At 65.7% G+C, this 15,367-nt stretch carries 14 protein-coding genes; 10 read left to right on the forward strand and 4 right to left on the reverse strand.

Annotation, left to right across the window (positions count from 1 at the left end):
* Window positions 1-160: 160 nt before the first annotated feature.
* Window positions 161-1,606 carry a TAXI family TRAP transporter solute-binding subunit gene (locus I6F37_RS26875; RefSeq protein WP_225153161.1) on the reverse strand — a complete coding sequence of 482 codons (1,446 nt, stop codon included), beginning with the start codon at window positions 1,604-1,606 and terminating at the stop codon, window positions 161-163.
* A gap of 152 nt (window positions 1,607-1,758) precedes the next feature.
* Between I6F37_RS26875 and I6F37_RS26880 the strand changes: the two genes are divergently transcribed.
* Together I6F37_RS26880 and I6F37_RS26885 are read left to right on the forward strand one after the other, a co-directional pair.
* On the forward strand, window positions 1,759-2,049 hold the full coding sequence (locus I6F37_RS26880; protein ID WP_225153163.1) for a 4a-hydroxytetrahydrobiopterin dehydratase: 291 nt from the start codon (window positions 1,759-1,761) through the stop codon (window positions 2,047-2,049).
* Window positions 2,050-2,163: 114 nt separating this feature from the next.
* A complete protein-coding gene (locus I6F37_RS26885) occupies window positions 2,164-2,550 on the forward strand; it encodes a YkvA family protein (protein WP_225153165.1) in 387 nt (128 codons plus the stop codon).
* 192 nt (window positions 2,551-2,742) lie between these two features.
* Here the strand turns inward: I6F37_RS26885 and I6F37_RS26890 are convergent, their stop codons facing one another.
* The gene (locus I6F37_RS26890; protein WP_225153166.1) at window positions 2,743-3,717 is read right to left on the reverse strand and encodes an NADPH:quinone oxidoreductase family protein; all 975 of its coding nucleotides are present in this window, start codon (window positions 3,715-3,717) and stop codon (window positions 2,743-2,745) included.
* Window positions 3,718-3,971: 254 nt separating this feature from the next.
* On the opposite strand from I6F37_RS26890, the gene I6F37_RS26895 reads away from it, so the two are divergent.
* From I6F37_RS26895 to I6F37_RS26925, 7 genes are all read left to right on the forward strand, one after another.
* Complete coding sequence (locus I6F37_RS26895) at window positions 3,972-4,811, forward strand: SDR family oxidoreductase (protein WP_225113195.1); 840 nt, start codon at window positions 3,972-3,974, stop codon at window positions 4,809-4,811.
* A gap of 116 nt (window positions 4,812-4,927) precedes the next feature.
* Window positions 4,928-5,596 carry an invasion associated locus B family protein gene (locus tag I6F37_RS26900; protein WP_036002810.1) on the forward strand — a complete coding sequence of 223 codons (669 nt, stop codon included), beginning with the start codon at window positions 4,928-4,930 and terminating at the stop codon, window positions 5,594-5,596.
* Window positions 5,597-5,782: 186 nt separating this feature from the next.
* Window positions 5,783-6,985, forward strand: a complete 1,203-nt coding sequence (rlmN, locus tag I6F37_RS26905) for a 23S rRNA (adenine(2503)-C(2))-methyltransferase RlmN (RefSeq protein WP_036002808.1) — start codon at window positions 5,783-5,785, stop codon at window positions 6,983-6,985.
* Between the two features lie 163 nt (window positions 6,986-7,148).
* A complete protein-coding gene (locus tag I6F37_RS26910) occupies window positions 7,149-7,643 on the forward strand; it encodes a hypothetical protein (RefSeq protein WP_036002806.1) in 495 nt (164 codons plus the stop codon).
* A 57-nt stretch (window positions 7,644-7,700) separates the two neighbouring features.
* Entirely contained in the window at window positions 7,701-8,477 is a 777-nt protein-coding gene (locus I6F37_RS26915; protein WP_036002803.1) for a phosphatase PAP2 family protein, read from the forward strand.
* Between the two features lie 91 nt (window positions 8,478-8,568).
* Complete coding sequence (gene argG, locus I6F37_RS26920) at window positions 8,569-9,906, forward strand: argininosuccinate synthase (RefSeq protein ID WP_036002800.1); 1,338 nt, start codon at window positions 8,569-8,571, stop codon at window positions 9,904-9,906.
* Between the two features lie 113 nt (window positions 9,907-10,019).
* Window positions 10,020-11,777, forward strand: coding sequence for an alkaline phosphatase (locus I6F37_RS26925; protein ID WP_225153168.1), 1,758 nt, complete (start codon window positions 10,020-10,022; stop codon window positions 11,775-11,777).
* Between the two features lie 92 nt (window positions 11,778-11,869).
* Here I6F37_RS26925 and I6F37_RS26930 read toward each other — a convergent pair whose 3' ends face one another.
* Entirely contained in the window at window positions 11,870-12,490 is a 621-nt protein-coding gene (locus I6F37_RS26930) for a TetR/AcrR family transcriptional regulator (protein ID WP_036002793.1), read from the reverse strand.
* 231 nt (window positions 12,491-12,721) lie between these two features.
* Between I6F37_RS26930 and I6F37_RS26935 the strand changes: the two genes are divergently transcribed.
* A complete protein-coding gene (locus I6F37_RS26935; protein WP_036002790.1) occupies window positions 12,722-13,678 on the forward strand; it encodes a homocysteine S-methyltransferase family protein in 957 nt (318 codons plus the stop codon).
* A 50-nt stretch (window positions 13,679-13,728) separates the two neighbouring features.
* Here I6F37_RS26935 and I6F37_RS26940 read toward each other — a convergent pair.
* The coding region (locus I6F37_RS26940) for an OmpA family protein (RefSeq protein ID WP_225153170.1) at window positions 13,729-15,367 on the reverse strand (1,639 nt) is incomplete at its 5' end.

Here is a 15,367-nt window from a genome sequence, read left to right on the forward strand (position 1 = left end):
GGAGTCCGTCATTCCGGGGCGCGCGTAGCGCGAACCCGGAATCCATGTCTCCCCGCGAATGCTGCGCAATGGATTCCGGGTTCGATGCTTCGCATCGCCCCGGAATGACGTTGGGAGCTATATTGAGACAATGTGACGCAGCAATAACGCGCGCGGGCGCTCACGCGTTGCCGGCGGCCCGGAACTGCGCGCTGGCACGTTGCAGGTTCGGCGGCAGGCTGAACAGCACAGCCTTGCGGTCGGCGACGGCGGCGTGGAATTGGTCGAGTGCGATGTTGAAGGCGGTGAGCGCGGCTTCCTCGATGGCTCCGTGATCGAAGCAGCGCAGCGTGTCGCGCAGGATCTCGTCGGCCTCGGTCTGCATCTGGTCCAGCTCTTCGGTCGTCTCGCACTTGCGTGCCGCGGCGATCATGTCGAGCAGGCGTTCGCGCTGGTGATTGTTGTTGTCGCGCTCGTCCTTCTTCAGATAACCGGCGAACCAGGCGCCGACCGAGCCCATGGCCGAGAGCGCCATCAGGCTCCACCAGATGTAATCGCTGTATTTGTCGAGGAAGGTCTTCTCCTCGCCGTCGACGAAAGCGGCCGCACCCGGATGCACCGGGATCACTGCATCCTTGTCGGTGTCGGGCGTCTCGATCTTCGCCGCCAGCGGGAATTCCGTCACCAGTTGCTGGCGCACGGCGAAGAGCTGGCGCGTGAACGCTGCGATGTCGGCCTCGGACACGCCTTTGCGCGCTACGATGTGGTGCGCGAAGCTGATGGTCTTGACCTCGTCCTCGGGCCGGTCGGGCGAGCCGCCGTAGGTGCCGGCGGGGATCTCGCCCGCTTCATAGACTGGATGGTTTTGCGCGATCGCATCGGCGGAATCGATGGCGAGGAAGGTTGGCGTGCCGCCCTCTCTGACCGATGCCGAGATCGCGTCCGCCGTGATCTTGCTGTTGACCGGGCCTGCCGCGAGGTAGACGTCGGCCTTCTGCGCCTTGATCGCCTCGGCAACTTCATTGACGGGAAATTGCACGATCTCGACCTTGGCCGGGTCGACGCCGTATTGGTGCAGGATCACCTTGAGCAGATTGACGTTGGCCTGGGTGCGGCCGACGACCCCGACGCGATGGCCGGCGAGCTGCGCGATCTTGGTGATCTTCGCGCCCTTCTTCTTTCCTTTGGCGGGCACGGACCACAGCACCACGACGTTCTTGCGCAGGGTCGCGACAGCCTGCGCGTTCTTCGGCACGTCGAGATCGCCGCGCACGATGGCGAGATCGACCTTGCCTTCGGCGAGCGCATTCGCGCTGGCGGTTGCGCCGTCGGTCTGGATCGGGCGCAGCCGCACGTAGCTCTTGTGCTGCGCAAAGCCTTGCGTCAGGGCCTGCACGACTTTGACGTCGTCGCTGTTGGCGGGGCCGACCGCGATTCTGAGCGTCACGGGACGCATCGCGAAGTAATAGCCGCCGGCGACCACGCCGACGATCGCAAGCAGGAACGCCAGAGACACGAGCGCCGTCTTCCGCGCCGCGGATCGCGGCGAAGGCGGAGGGGGCGCTTCGGCCAGGTCCAATCCCCCGGTCATCGATCTCCCAAACAGGCGCTTCAGGCTCAGTTTCATCTTGGCCGGCGATTTACGCCCGCAATTGTAGCAAATTTCTTGTCCGGCGGGGTTACATCTCCGTCATGGTTAGCGGATGCAGGAAATCCCGTATGAACCGGGGCGCCGGGGCGGTGTTAGAGTAAAGTTCCCCCTAGAGGACGGAGACGACCATGGCAGAACGGCTCTCGGCGGAGGCGCGCAGGCAGGCGCTGGGCGGACTATCCGGCTGGACTGACGTCCAAGGCCGCGACGCCATCGGGAAAACCTTTGTCTTCAAGGATTTCAACGAGGCGTTCGGCTTCATGACCCGCGCCGCGCTGGTCGCCGAGAAGATGGATCACCACCCCGAATGGTGCAACGTCTACAAGACGGTGGAGGTGGTGCTGTCGACCCATGACGCCGGCGGCGTCACCGCGCGCGACATGGCGCTCGCCAAGGCGATGAACGCCATCGCAGGCTGACACCAAGCAGACGTCTTGAAGCAGACGTCTTGCAGGGACCGGCTGCATCCCCATCTTGTGATCAGCCGGGATCGGGCGGTCCTCCGCCTCCCGCAGAACGGGGAGCATTTGAGCATGGCTGCCGAGCACAGCGTTGGCTTCGAGCCGGCCGATCGGCTTGCGGAAGATCGCGAGAGCGTGCGCCGCCGCTTCTGGCGCAAGCTGAAGCGGGTCGCTGCGCATCTGCCGTTCGCGGAGGATCTACTTGCCGCCTATTACTGCGCGTTCGACCGGCAGACGCCGCGTCACGTCCAGGCTTCGCTGCTCGGTGCAATCGCCTATTTCGTCCTGCCGTTCGATTTCGTCGCGGACGTGATGCCCATGCTCGGCTTCGCCGATGACGCCGCCGTGCTCGCCACCGCCATCCGCATGGTTGCCGGCCACATCACGAACGAGCATCGCGAGGCCGCCCGCGCCGTGCTGAGGCGCGGCGTAGATGAGGCGGACGTCGAGGAAGCGTAACAGTTTCGCCACGCCTTCCGCTGTCATTCCCCGCGAAGGCGGGGAATCCAGTACGCCGCGGCCTCTCGGTTCAATCGCTGACGTCACGGAGTACTGGATCGCCCGCCCCTGTGCGCAATTGCGCACTAGGCGGGCGATGACAGTGAGTGTGTGGTGTGCAGGTCGCGACAAACGCGTTTCCGTCTCGCATCCTCACGGATGCAAGATCACCTTGCCCATGGCCTGACGTCCCGCCAACACCTTCAACGCATCGGCCGTCTGCGCCAGCGGGAAGGTGCGGTCGACATGCGATGAGATCTTGCCTTCCGCGGTCCACTTCACCAGCTTCTCGAGATTGGCGCGGTTCTTGGCCGGGTTGAGCCGGGTCCAGGCGCCCCAGAACACGCCGCGGATGTCGCAACCCTTCAGCAGCGCGAGGTTCAGCGGCATCTTCGGAATGTCGCCGGCGGCAAAGCCGATGACGAGGAAGCGGCCTTCCCATGCGATCGAGCGCAGCGCCTGTTCGGCGTAAGCACCACCAACGGGATCGAAGATGATGTCGACGCCCTTGCCGCCGGTGAGCTTGCGCAGGCCTTCCTTCAGATCTTCCTTGGCGTAGTTCAGCGTCAGCTCGGCGCCGTGCGCCTTGGCGAATTCGAGCTTCTCGTCCGACGAGGCGCAGGCGATCACCTTCAAGCCCATCAGCTTGCCGAGCTCGCAGGCCGCAAGGCCGGTGCCGCCGGCCGCGCCCAGCACAGCGAGCGTCTCGCCCGGCTTGGGGCTGGCGCGATCTTCTAGCGCATGCAGCGCGGTGCCGTAGATGATGATGATGCCGGCCGCGCGGTCGTAGTCGAGATTGTCGGGGATCTTCACGATCGATGCCGCCGGCAGCGCGATCTTCTCGCGTGCGCCGTTGTGGCCGCAGGAGGCGACCACGCGATCGCCGACCTTGAGATCAGTGACACCAGCGCCGATGCTCTCGATCAGGCCCGCAACTTCCGCGGCCGGCGAGAACGGGAACGGCGGCTTGATCTGGTACTTGCCCTGGATCATCAGGATGTCGAAGAAATTCAGCGCCGCCGCCTTGATCGCGATCACGGCTTCGCCGGGCCCCGCCACCGGATCGGGCACCTCAGTCAGGACGAGGTCGTCGGGCTGGCAATATTGCGAGCAGAGGATGGCTTTCATGGCGGCACCTTGAGGGCGTTTCGGGTGGAATTATAGTTTGGCCGTTTCTGCCGGATTTAGGCACTGGCGACAATCCGGATTCTTTGTCTGGGGTCAGCGACGGCCTATCCTCCGTCGTTGCGAGCGCAGCGAAGCAATCCAGAGTCCGTCCTGCGGAATAGTCTGAATTGCTTCGCGAAGCCCGTCATCGGGCCGCGCTTCGCGCGGACCCGGTGGCTCGCAATGACGAAATCCGCGGAGAAAGGATTCAAACGATGTTTGAAACAAGCCTGCTGAAGAACAAGCGCATCCTCATTACCGGGGGTGGTTCGGGTCTCGGCGCTGCGATGGGGCGTCGCTTCCTCGCGCTCGGCGCCGAGCTCGTGATCTGCGGCCGCAAGCTCGAGCGGCTCGAGGCGACGGCGCGCGAGATGCGCGACGAGACCGGCGGCACGGTCATCACCATCGCCTGCGATATCCGCGACGGTGCGGCGGTCGACGGCATGATGGATGCGATCTGGCGCGAGGCGCCGCTCGACATCCTCGTCAACAATGCCGCTGCCACCTTCATCGCACAGAGCGAGCATCTCTCCTTCCGCGCCGCGGACGCGATCTTGGCACCGACACTGCATGGCGCGATGTATTGCACGCTCGCCGCCGGCAGGCGCTGGATCGAGGCTAACCATCGCGGCGTCGTGCTGTCGATCCTCTCGACCTCCACCATTACCGGCCGCGCCTTCACCGTTCCCTCGGCGATGGCGAAATCCGCACTGCTGGCGATGACCAGGAGTCTTGCGGTGGAATGGGGCCCGAAGGGCATCCGGACCGTGGCGATCGCGCCGGGCCCGTTTCCGACCGCAGGGGCCACCGGGCAGCTCCGTCCCGAAGGCCGCGACGAAGGCTGGACCTCGCGCAATCCGCTCGGCCGCACCGGCGAGCACGGCGAGCTCGCCGATCTCGCCAGCTTCCTGGTCTCGGATCATGCCGCCTACATCAATGGCGAGATGGTGGTGATCGACGGTGGCGCGCATCTGCGCAGTTCCGGCGCCGAGGATTTGCTCGGCTGGACCGAGGCGCAATGGGCCGCGCAACGCGCCGCCCGATCCAGGGCCTAGCCGCCGAAGATACCGCTAACTGCCTTCCCAAATTGAACTTTCCCGGCTATCCCTGCCCGGGGACAAAGCGCGCTCGGGCCATCTTCCAGTCACAATATTGAGGGAACCAACGCGGCATGTGGCGGGTGCTGATTTTAGCTTTGATGACTGGCGTGGCGGCCGGGGGAATCGCCGTGTCTGCGCGGGCGCAGACGGCGCAACCGACGCCCAAGTCCAGTCCAGCTCCAAAAGAGGCGGCACCGAAGCCGGCGGCGCCGCCGGCCAACACCAACGCAAAGGCGGCCCCGAAGCCCGAGAGCAAGCCGGCGGCCCCGGCTGCGGCCGTTGCGGGGGGCGCGGAGCCGACCCTGATCGGGCAGTTCGGCACCTGGGGTGCCTATTCGGCGACGCCGAACGGCAAGAAGGTCTGCTTCGCGCTGGCCAAGCCGTCATCGTCGAAGACCAATCCGCCGAACCGGCCGCGCGATCCCGCCTATGCCTTCGTCTCGACCCGGCCGGCCGAGAAGGTCAACAACGAAGTCTCGGTCATGATCGGCTATGCGCTGAAGCCGGGCTCGGAATCGACCGCCGAGGTCGGCGGCGCCTCCTTCGCCATGTACACGCAGGGGGACGGGCTCTGGATCAAGAACGCGGCCGAGGAGGAGCGGATGGTCGAAGCCATGCGCAAATCCGCCGATCTCGTCGTCAAAGGCGTCTCGGCCAAGGGGACCGAGACGACCGACACCTTCTCGCTGAAGGGCCTCGCCCAGGCGCTCGACAAGATCGCGCAGGATTGCCGGCGTTAAGACTGCGGGCGATAAGGTCGCAATCGGCGGTTCCGGTTGTTATATAGGGCCGTTCCAGATTTCTTCGTCATTCCGGGGCGCGCACAGCACGAACCCGGAATCTCCGAGGTTCCGGGTCTGGTCCTCAGGGTCGCTTCGCGATCCCTTCGGACCATCCCGGAACGACCAAGCCATTAGGTCCATTCAATGCAACCGACGACCGAGCCGCACAACGGCCTCCTGGTGGAGAAGACCCCGCTCGAAACCTATGTGCCGCCGGCCAAGCCGTCGCTGATCGGCCTGTCGCGCACCGAGCTGGCCGATCGGCTCGGCGAGATCGGCGTCGCACCGGCGCAGCGCAAGATGCGGGTGCAGCAGCTGTGGCACTGGCTCTATTTCCGCGGCGCCCAGAGTTTTGACGAGATGAGCTCGATCTCGAAGGGCATCCGCGCCGAGCTCGCCCAGCATTTCACCGTGGACCGGCCGGAAGTCGTGGCCGAGCAGATCTCCAACGACGGCACTCGCAAATGGCTGTTGCGCCTGCCGAGCGGCGATAATGTTCAGAAGGCGCATGAAGTCGAATGCGTCTACATCCCCGAGACCGACCGCGGCACGCTCTGCGTTTCCTCGCAGGTCGGCTGCACGCTCAATTGCGCCTTCTGCCACACCGGCACCCAGCGCCTGGTGCGCAATCTCACCGCCGGCGAGATCGTCGGGCAGGTGATGGTCGCGCGCGATCGTTTGAATGACTGGGCCGATCGCGAGGACGGCACGCGCCGCGTCACCAACATCGTGATGATGGGCATGGGCGAGCCGCTCTACAATTTCGACGCGGTGCGCGATGCGCTTCTGATCGTCGGCGACAACGAAGGCATCGGCATCTCCCGCCGCCGTATCACGTTGTCGACCTCGGGCGTGGTGCCGAACATCGTGCGCGCCGGCGAGGAGATCGGCGTCATGCTCGCGATTTCGCTGCACGCGGTGCGCGACGAGCTGCGCAACGAGCTGGTGCCGCTCAACCGCAAATATCCGATCAAGGAGCTGCTGCAGGCCTGCCGCGACTATCCCGGTGCCTCCAACGCGCGCCGCATCACCTTCGAATATGTGATGCTCAAGGGCGTCAACGATTCGCTCGACGACGCCAAGCTGCTGGTAAAGATGCTCAAGGGCATTCCGGCCAAGATCAACCTGATCCCGTTCAATCCCTGGCCCGGCACCGCTTATGAATGCTCGGACTGGGACCAGATCGAAAAGTTCTCCGAATACATCTTCAACGCCGGCTATTCCTCGCCGGTGCGCACCCCGCGCGGCCGCGACATCCTCGCCGCCTGCGGCCAGCTCAAGTCGGAGACGGAAAAGCTCTCAGCGCGCGAGCGCCAGGCGCTGCGCGCCATGGCGATGACGGATTAGTGTGTCATGCCCGTGCTCTCGCCTCCTCGTCATTGCGAGCGCAGCGAAGCAATCCAGAATATCTCCGCGGCCTCAGTCTGGATTGCTTCGTCGCATCAGCGCAAAATTGCTGCGCAATTTTGTCGCGAGCTCCTTGCAATGACGGCGAGGTGATTTTGACGTCATGTCCCTGATCGGCCGCCTCGTCGTCATCTTCATCGGCTTCCTCGCCGCCTGCTTTGTCGGCGGCATGATCGTCGTCGTCGCGCTGCTGTTTCCGGAATTCGCCGATCTCGGCGCCGGTCCGGTCGACCAGGGCACGATCGACATCCTGCTCGGCTTCGGCTTCATCTTCGTGTCCGGCTTTGCGGTGGTGCCGGCGGCGGTGATCGTCGCGATCACCGAAGCGCTCTATATCCGCAGTGCGATCGCCTATGCCGTCGGCGGCGGCCTTGTCGGGCTCGCCTGCTATCTCGGCCTCGTCCCGTTCCATTCCGACACGTTGCAGTTTGAGGGCATCGTCCGGCGTCACCTGGAGATCATGACCGGCGCGGGCATCGTTGCCGGCTTCGTCTACTGGCTGATCGCCGGCCGCAACGCCGGCGCCTGGCGCATCCCGCCGCCCCCGCGCAAACCACCGCCGCCATTGCCGGCGAATTCAAGGCCGGGCCCGCGGTGAGTTTCCTACCCTCCCCTGGGGTTTCCATCCCCGCCCCACTCCGCTAAACCGCGCGCCATGAACAGGACTGGACTCTTCATCGCCCTGGCGCTGTGGCTCGTGATCGGCGTCGTCTTCGGCCTCTATCCCGAGCTCGACCTCAAGCTCGCTTCGCTGTTCTTCGACGCGGAGACCAAGACGTTTCCGCTCAAGCTGAACGGGTGGGCCGGCTTTGCGCGCGATGCGGCGATGTGGATCGCCTGGGCCTTCGCCCTTCCCTCGATCGTCGCGCTCGTGGTCAAGATGATCCGGCCCGACCGGCCGCTGATGGTGCCGGGGCGTACGGTCATCTTCCTGCTGGTGACGATGACCATGTCGGCCGGTATTTTGACCAACCTGACGTTCAAGAATTATTGGGGCCGTCCGCGTCCGGTGGTGGTGACCGAGTTTGCCGGCGATCAGCAATTCGTGCCGTGGTGGGATCCGCGCGGCACTTGCGGGCGCAATTGCTCGTTCTTCTCCGGCGAAGGCGCGACGGCGTTCTGGACGCTGGCGCCGGCCGCGCTGGCGCCGCCGGCGTGGCGGCCGCTCGCCTATGCCGCCGCCGTGGTGTTCGGCGCCTTGACCAGCGCCCTGCGCATGGCCTTCGGCGGGCACTTTTTCACCGACGTTTCGATCGCGGGCCTCGTCACCTTCGTCGTGATCTGGTTCGCCTACGCGCTGATCTATCGCTGGCCGCGCACGCGGTTCTCGGACGAAGCGGTGGATGCCGCCCTGACCCGGCTGAACATGCCCGCTTACCGGCTCCGCCAGCGCCTGTTCGGCCGCAAGACCGGCCCCGAGCCCTCGGTTTGAGCCATTAAAGGGGTGCCGAGCCCCGCGAAATTTGATATTCGCGCGGTCGAACGCACCCATCACATCAGCTTGAGACCCGATTGGAAGCCCCATGACCACGATCCTGAAAAGCCTGCCCAAGGGTGAGAAAGTCGGCATCGCTTTTTCGGGCGGCCTCGACACCTCTGCGGCGCTGCTCTGGATGAAGCAGAAGGGGGCGCGCTGCTACGCCTACACCGCCAATCTCGGTCAGCCGGATGAAGCCGACTACAACGAGATCCCGCGCAAGGCGATGGAGTTCGGCGCCGAGAACGCGCGCCTCGTGGATTGCCGCACGCAGCTGGTCCACGAGGGCATCGCCGCGATCCAGTCCGGCGCCTTCCACATCTCGACCGGCGGCATCACCTATTTCAACACCACGCCGCTCGGCCGCGCCGTCACCGGCACGATGCTGGTCGCAGCGATGAAGGAAGACGGTGTCAACATCTGGGGCGACGGCTCGACCTTCAAGGGCAACGACATCGAGCGCTTCTACCGCTACGGCCTGCTCACCAATCCCGGCCTGAAGATCTACAAGCCCTGGCTCGACCAGCAGTTCATCGACGAGCTCGGCGGCCGCGCCGAGATGTCGGCATTCATGACCGCGCAAGGCTTCGCCTACAAGATGAGCGCGGAGAAGGCGTATTCGACCGACAGCAATCTGCTCGGCGCCACCCATGAGGCAAAGGATCTCGAGAGCCTCGACAGCGGCATCAAGATCGTCACCCCGATCATGGGCGTGCCGTTCTGGCGCGACGACTGCGCCGTCAAGGCCGAGAAGGTCGTGGTGCGTTTCGAGGAAGGGCAGCCGACCGCGCTGAACGGCCAGACCTTCTCCGATCCGGTCTCGCTGTTCCTCGAGGCCAACGCGATCGGCGGTCGTCACGGCCTCGGCATGAGCGACCAGATCGAGAACCGCATCATCGAGGCCAAGAGCCGGGGCATCTATGAGGCGCCCGGCATGGCGCTGCTGCACATCGCCTATGAGCGCCTCGTCACCGGCATCCACAACGAGGACACGATCGAACAGTACCGGATCAGCGGCATGCGCCTGGGGCGCCTGCTCTATCAGGGCCGCTGGTTCGATTCGCAGGCGTTGATGCTCCGCGAGACCGCACAGCGCTGGGTCGCCCGCGCCGTCACCGGCGAAGTCACGCTCGAGCTGCGCCGCGGCAACGATTATTCGATCCTCAACACCGAGAGCCCCAACCTTACCTATGCGCCGGAGCGGCTGAGCATGGAGAAGGTGGAGGACGCCGCCTTCACGCCGGCCGACCGCATCGGCCAGCTCACCATGCGCAACCTCGACATCGCCGACACCCGCACCAAGCTCGGTCTCTATTCGAAGACCGGCCTGTTGTCGGGCAGCGAAGGCTCGCAGATCTTCCGGCTCGAGAGCGACAAGGGCTGAGGCTTTCCGGAGCCGGATTGCGCTTCGCTCCATCCGGGCACCGAGCTTAATGACGCTGTCATTCTCGACCGCTACGCTTCCACTGTTGGAAACGGGATTGCGGAGCATCGCACATGGTCAGGGGATCGGCACTCGCCTCTCTCATTGTTCTCTGTTGGGCATCATCATCGTCGGCGCAGACGATCTATCCGATCGATCGCGCCGAGATCCTGGCCGGAGCCAAGTTCGACTTCAAGGTCGAGCTCCCGGGGCTGGTCGATCCCGCCAAGTTGAAGGTGACGGTGAACGGCGCGGATTACGCGGCCGCGTTCGGCCGCTCCGGAACCTTCGTCGAGCGCGAGGACGGCAAGGAGCAGTCGGCCCTGGTCCTGCGCGACGTCACGCTGACCAAGCCGGGTAGCGTCGCCGTGGAGGTGAGCGACGGCACGCGCCAGCGCAGCGTCACCTGGACGGTCTACGACACCGGCCCGCGCAAGGCGAAGAACGTCATCCTGTTCATCGGCGATGGCATGTCGCCGGCGCATCGGGTCGCCGCGCGAATCCTGTCCAAGGGCATTTCGGAAGGCAAGAGCCGCGGCAAGCTCGCCATCGACGACATGCCCCATATGGCCCTGGTGGCAACCGCCGGCTCGGACTCGATCATCACGGATTCCGCGAACTCGGCGAGCGCCTATGCGACCGGGCACAAGAGCGCCGTCAATGCCCTCGGCGTCTACGCTGACCGCAGCGCAAGCCCGCTCGACGATCCCAAGGTCGAAACCATCACCAGCCTCGCCAAAAGACGGCTCGGCATGGCGATCGGTGTCGTCACCAATACCGAGATCGAAGACGCGACGCCGGCGGCGATGGTCGCGCACACCCGCCGCCGCGCCGCCTATGACGACATCGTCGAGCAGTTCTTCGCGGCAAAGCCGGATGTGATGATGGGCGGCGGCAGCGCAAATTTTCTGCCGAAGTCGGCTGCCGGCTCCAAGCGCAAGGACGAGACCGACTACATCGCGAAGTTTCGCGATGCCGGTTATCAGGTGGCGACCACCGCGGGCGAGCTCAGCGCCTCTGCCGCCAAGCAGGAGACGAGCAAGCTGCTCGGCCTGTTCGCCACCGGCAACATGGACGGCGCGCTCGACCGCAAATTCCTCAAGGGCGGCGGCGTCAAGAAATTCCCCGAGCAGCCTGATCTGACCGAGCAGGTGCAGGCGGCGTTGAAAATCCTCTCGAAGAACGAAGCCGGCTTCTTCCTGATGGTCGAATCCGGAATGATCGACAAATACGCACATTTGCTCGACATGGAGCGTGCCGTCTACGACACGATCATGCTCGACAACGCGGTGCGTCAGACGCGCGAATGGGCGCGCGCCCGCGGCGACGACACCCTCATCCTGGTGCTGGCCGATCACAATCACCCCAACAGCCTGGTCGGCACAGTGAATGACGACATGGCCACCGTGCCCAACGTTCCCTTACGCGAGCGCGTCGGGGTTTACGACAAGGCCGGATTTCCGAACTATCCGGCCCCAGACGCGGAAGGCTACCCGTCACGCATCGACGTGAGCCGCCGGCTTGCCATCTTCTCGGCGAGCCTGCCCGATCATTACGAGACGTTCCGTCCGAAGCTCGACAATCCCAACGAGCCGACCGTCAAGGCCGGCGACGACGGCACCTTCAAGGCCAACGACAAATACAAGGAGGTCCCGGGCGCGGTGCTGCGCCCCGGCAATCTGTCGTCGCTGGTCGGCGCCAGCGTGCATTCGGGCGAGGACGTCATTGTCACGGCGGCGGGCCCGGGGAGCGAGCGCGTGCACGGCTCGATGGACAATACCGAAGTGTTCCGTGTCATGGCCGATGCGCTGGGATTGGCTGCGCGAGAATGATGGGGGCGACTGCCAACCTGGGCCCAATCACATTCCTGCCGCAGGCGAGCGCGGCAGGCCGGGCCGCCCTGGTCCGCTCACGTTCCATCAATTCACGACGAGTGAGGCGGCGTGAAGACCAGCTTCACGCAGCTGCGGAAGAGCAGGATCTGTCGCTCCAGCCGCTTCGGGTCGTTGAGCGTCTTCGACATGATGATTGCGCCGTCGACTACGCACGAGATCATCTCCGCGAGATCGTCGAGATCGATCGGCTCGCGGGGCGGATAGATGGCGGCGATGCCGTCGAGAATCTCGCGGAAGTGCGCATTCCAGCTCCGGACCGATTGCGCGGTTAGATCGCGAACATCGCGGTCGAACAGGCGCTCCTGATAGCAGATGCTGGCGATCAGGCAGCCGGGATGGCCGTTCGGCAGATCGGCCATGACTTCAGCGAGTAGTTTCAGCGAGATCAGGAACGACTGCAGCGGGTCGTCGGAGAGCTCACGTCCGCGCCTGAAGATCTCGTCGAACAGGCGGTCATTCGTATCCACGTACCGGCGCAGCATCTCCCGTGCGAGCGCGTTCTTGTCCCTGAAGTGATAGAAGAACCCGCTCTTGGTCAGTCCGGCCTCGGCAATGACCTCCTCGATCGAGGTGGCGCCGAAGCCCTTTGCAAGCACCGCCGCTTCCGCGATCTCCAGAATGCGCTCGCGCGTCGCTTCGCCCTTTCCCATCGATGTCTCCAGAACTGTACCGACGGTGCGGAAATTGGTTCTTGGGGCCAAGGCCCACTCCGCGTGACTCGTGCAAATCATTGATTTGTCTCCGCTTGCGGGTGGAAGTTCAGCCGCACCACGGGGCTTCTAGAGCGACGCGACATTATGCGGCACCAAATGCCGCGACCGAACACGGGCCTAGCGCGACCGAGTGAAGAGAGCGGGCCCGTCCAAATGATGGAGCGATCGATGGCCAGATACAGACATGGTCTGCCGCAGCGCGGCGGCGGCATTTTCCTGACCGACGGCGGCATGGAAACAACCCTCATCTTTCAGCACGGGCTGGAGCTGCCCCACTTTGCGGCATTCGTGCTGCTCGACAGCGCGGATGGCCGCGCGCATTTGAGGCAGTACTACGAAGCCTACCTGCGTATCGCGCGGCAGCATGGGCTCGGCTTTGTCCTCGACAGTCCGACCTGGCGCGCCAACCCCGATTGGGGCGCCAAGCTCGGCTATGATGCGGCCAGGCTTAAGGCCATCAACATGCGCGCCATCCGCTTCCTCGACGAGTTGCGCGGCGTCTGGGAGTTGCCCGGCACGCCCTGCGTCATCAATGGCGCGATCGGTCCGCGAGGCGACGGCTACAAGGCCGGCAACATGGACGCGGCGGAGGCGGAAACCTACCACTCAGGCCAGATTGCGGCCTTCGCCGAGGCGGGCGCCGACATGGTGACTGCATTCACGCTGAACAGCATCAACGAAGCGGTGGGCGTGGTCCGTGCAGCCAAGAGGCAGGACATTCCGGTCGCCATCTCTTTCACGGTCGAAACCGATGGCCGCCTCGTCCGGGGAGAGTCGCTGCGCGAGGCGATCGAGGCGGTCGACGACGCAACTGAACGTGCCTGCGAATACTTTCTGATCAATTGCGCGCACCCAACTCACTTCGAGAGTGCACTCGCCGCAGGCGAGGCGTGGGTGCAGCGCATCCACGGCATCAGAGCCAATGCATCGGTCAAGAGCCATGCCGAGCTCGACGAATCGGAGGCGCTGGACAGTGGTGATCCCCAAGATCTCGGCCGCCGCTACCATTTGCTCAGGCGCGCATTCCCCGGCATGCGCATTCTCGGCGGCTGTTGCGGCACCGATCACCGGCATGTTGCCGCCGTTTGCGAGGCATGCCTGCCATCGGAAGCAATGACGGCGTGACAAGAAAAATGGCCGGGATCGCTCCCGGCCATTGTCTTCTTGCGAAGGTCTTACTGGCGCGGCGGAGGCGCCGCGTTGGCCTGGTCGCCGTTGAGCAACGGCGTGATGCGACGGACGGTGACGCGCCGGTTGATCAGGCTCGCGCCTTGCGTCTGCTCCTTCAGATACTGCTCGCCATAGCCCTGCGACGTCAGGTTCTCCGCGGGCACACTGAATTGCTGCGTCAGCAATTCGGCTGCGGCCTGCGCGCGGCGATCCGACAGCGACAGATTGTCGACCTCGTTGCCGACCGCATCGGTGTGGCCCTCGATCAGGAACACCTCCTGCGGGTTGGCCTGGAGCGCCTGGTTGATGCCGTCGGCGATCACTTGCAGCCGCGCCGCCTGATCCGGCGGAATGGTCCACGATCCGGTCTCGAAGTTGATCGTGTTGACGTCGATGCTCGGCATCTGCATGCGAACATTCGGGCTGTAGCGGATCTCGTCGAGCGAGTAGCGCCGGTCGATCCGCTGCACCGGCGGAGCCCGCATCGTTTCGTAGATCACCTGCGGCGGCGCCTCCTGGGCGTCGACGATGTAGCGATCGTAGGGAATGTTGACCACCGGCGGCGGCACGTCGACGTAGAAGCCGCCGACCGCCCGCGGATCGCGGTAGGTGTTGTCGATGATCACGATCTCGCGTCCGCGCGGGTCCCGGCGGATACGACGCAGCAGCGAGCCGTCCGGCCCGACCACGGTGATCACCTCGCTGCCGTCGGGACGGATCACGACGGTGCGGGTTTCGCCGCCGACGGTGTCGGTGCGGATGTCGCGGGCGCCATAGCGGAAGCGATAGAGATCGTTGCCGCGGACGTAAGCCTGCCCGCCCGGATCGCGGATGATGATGCGGTCCGGCTCGGTGTAGACGGTGCGGCCGCCTTCGACGACCTCGCGCCGCTGGTTATGGATATCGGCGATGGTGGCGCCGATCACCGCGCCGGCCACCACGCCCGCGCCGATCGCGAGCGGCGTCAGGTCACGCTGCTGCGGACGCGGCGGCGGCGGCAGGGGCGCGGCGACTGTCGGCGCGGCGCGGAAAGCCGGCGCGACCGTCGGCGGTCTGTATTGTGCCCGGTCGGGCGGCGGCGCTGCGGCCGGCGTGCCGGGCACCACGGTCGGAGCCGCGGCGCCGGCCGGAGGTGCCGGCAGCCGGGCGGGCGCACCAGCCTGCGGCGGCGCAGCCGGAGTCCCGGCGGCGGGCGCGCCGGCAGGAGGCGTTCCACCCTGCTGCCCCGGGGCTGGCGTCGCTGTCGGGGCCGGGGTTGCGCCGGGCGCGGGCGTTGCCGACCCCGGACGTCCGGGCGGCGGGGGTGGCGGCGTGCTGCCGGGCGCGGGCGTTGCCGTTGGAGCGGGCGTGGCGCCGGGTGCGGGTGATCCCGCCGGGGGCGGCGGCGCGCCAGGACGTACGCCGGGCGGAGGTGCGCCGGGGCGACCAGCCGGCGCTGCGCCGGGCGTGCTGCCGGGAGCCGGCGTTGCGGTTGGCGCAGGTGGCGTCGTCGGTGCCGGGGTCGCCGTTGGAGCCGGCGTGACTGCCGGCGCAGGCGCGCCGGGGCGGGCCGGGGGCGCGGCTGTCGGAGCAGGCGGTGTTGCCGTGGGCGCAGGCGCGGGAGTCGGCCGAGCCGGCGGAGCCGCTGCGGGAGGGGGCGGCGGC

This window comes from Bradyrhizobium sp. NBAIM08 (genome assembly GCF_020193935.1).
GTDB lineage: Bacteria > Pseudomonadota > Alphaproteobacteria > Rhizobiales > Xanthobacteraceae > Bradyrhizobium > Bradyrhizobium yuanmingense.

Excerpts from the sequence above, each read along its gene's own strand:
- I6F37_RS26935 (WP_036002790.1), top strand. The coding sequence starts at position 12,722 with ATGGCCAGATACAGACATGGTCTGCCGCAGCGCGGCGGCGGCATTTTC.
- I6F37_RS26875 (WP_225153161.1), bottom strand. The coding sequence starts at position 1,606 with ATGAAACTGAGCCTGAAGCGCCTGTTTGGGAGATCGATGACCGGGGGA.
- I6F37_RS26925 (WP_225153168.1), top strand. The coding sequence starts at position 10,020 with ATGGTCAGGGGATCGGCACTCGCCTCTCTCATTGTTCTCTGTTGGGCA.
- I6F37_RS26890 (WP_225153166.1), bottom strand. The coding sequence starts at position 3,717 with ATGAAAGCCATCCTCTGCTCGCAATATTGCCAGCCCGACGACCTCGTC.
- I6F37_RS26930 (WP_036002793.1), bottom strand. The coding sequence starts at position 12,490 with ATGGGAAAGGGCGAAGCGACGCGCGAGCGCATTCTGGAGATCGCGGAA.
- I6F37_RS26880 (WP_225153163.1), top strand. The coding sequence starts at position 1,759 with ATGGCAGAACGGCTCTCGGCGGAGGCGCGCAGGCAGGCGCTGGGCGGA.
- rlmN (WP_036002808.1), top strand. The coding sequence starts at position 5,783 with ATGCAACCGACGACCGAGCCGCACAACGGCCTCCTGGTGGAGAAGACC.
- argG (WP_036002800.1), top strand. The coding sequence starts at position 8,569 with ATGACCACGATCCTGAAAAGCCTGCCCAAGGGTGAGAAAGTCGGCATC.
- I6F37_RS26915 (WP_036002803.1), top strand. The coding sequence starts at position 7,701 with ATGAACAGGACTGGACTCTTCATCGCCCTGGCGCTGTGGCTCGTGATC.
- I6F37_RS26895 (WP_225113195.1), top strand. The coding sequence starts at position 3,972 with ATGTTTGAAACAAGCCTGCTGAAGAACAAGCGCATCCTCATTACCGGG.
- I6F37_RS26900 (WP_036002810.1), top strand. The coding sequence starts at position 4,928 with ATGTGGCGGGTGCTGATTTTAGCTTTGATGACTGGCGTGGCGGCCGGG.
- I6F37_RS26910 (WP_036002806.1), top strand. The coding sequence starts at position 7,149 with ATGTCCCTGATCGGCCGCCTCGTCGTCATCTTCATCGGCTTCCTCGCC.
- I6F37_RS26885 (WP_225153165.1), top strand. The coding sequence starts at position 2,164 with ATGGCTGCCGAGCACAGCGTTGGCTTCGAGCCGGCCGATCGGCTTGCG.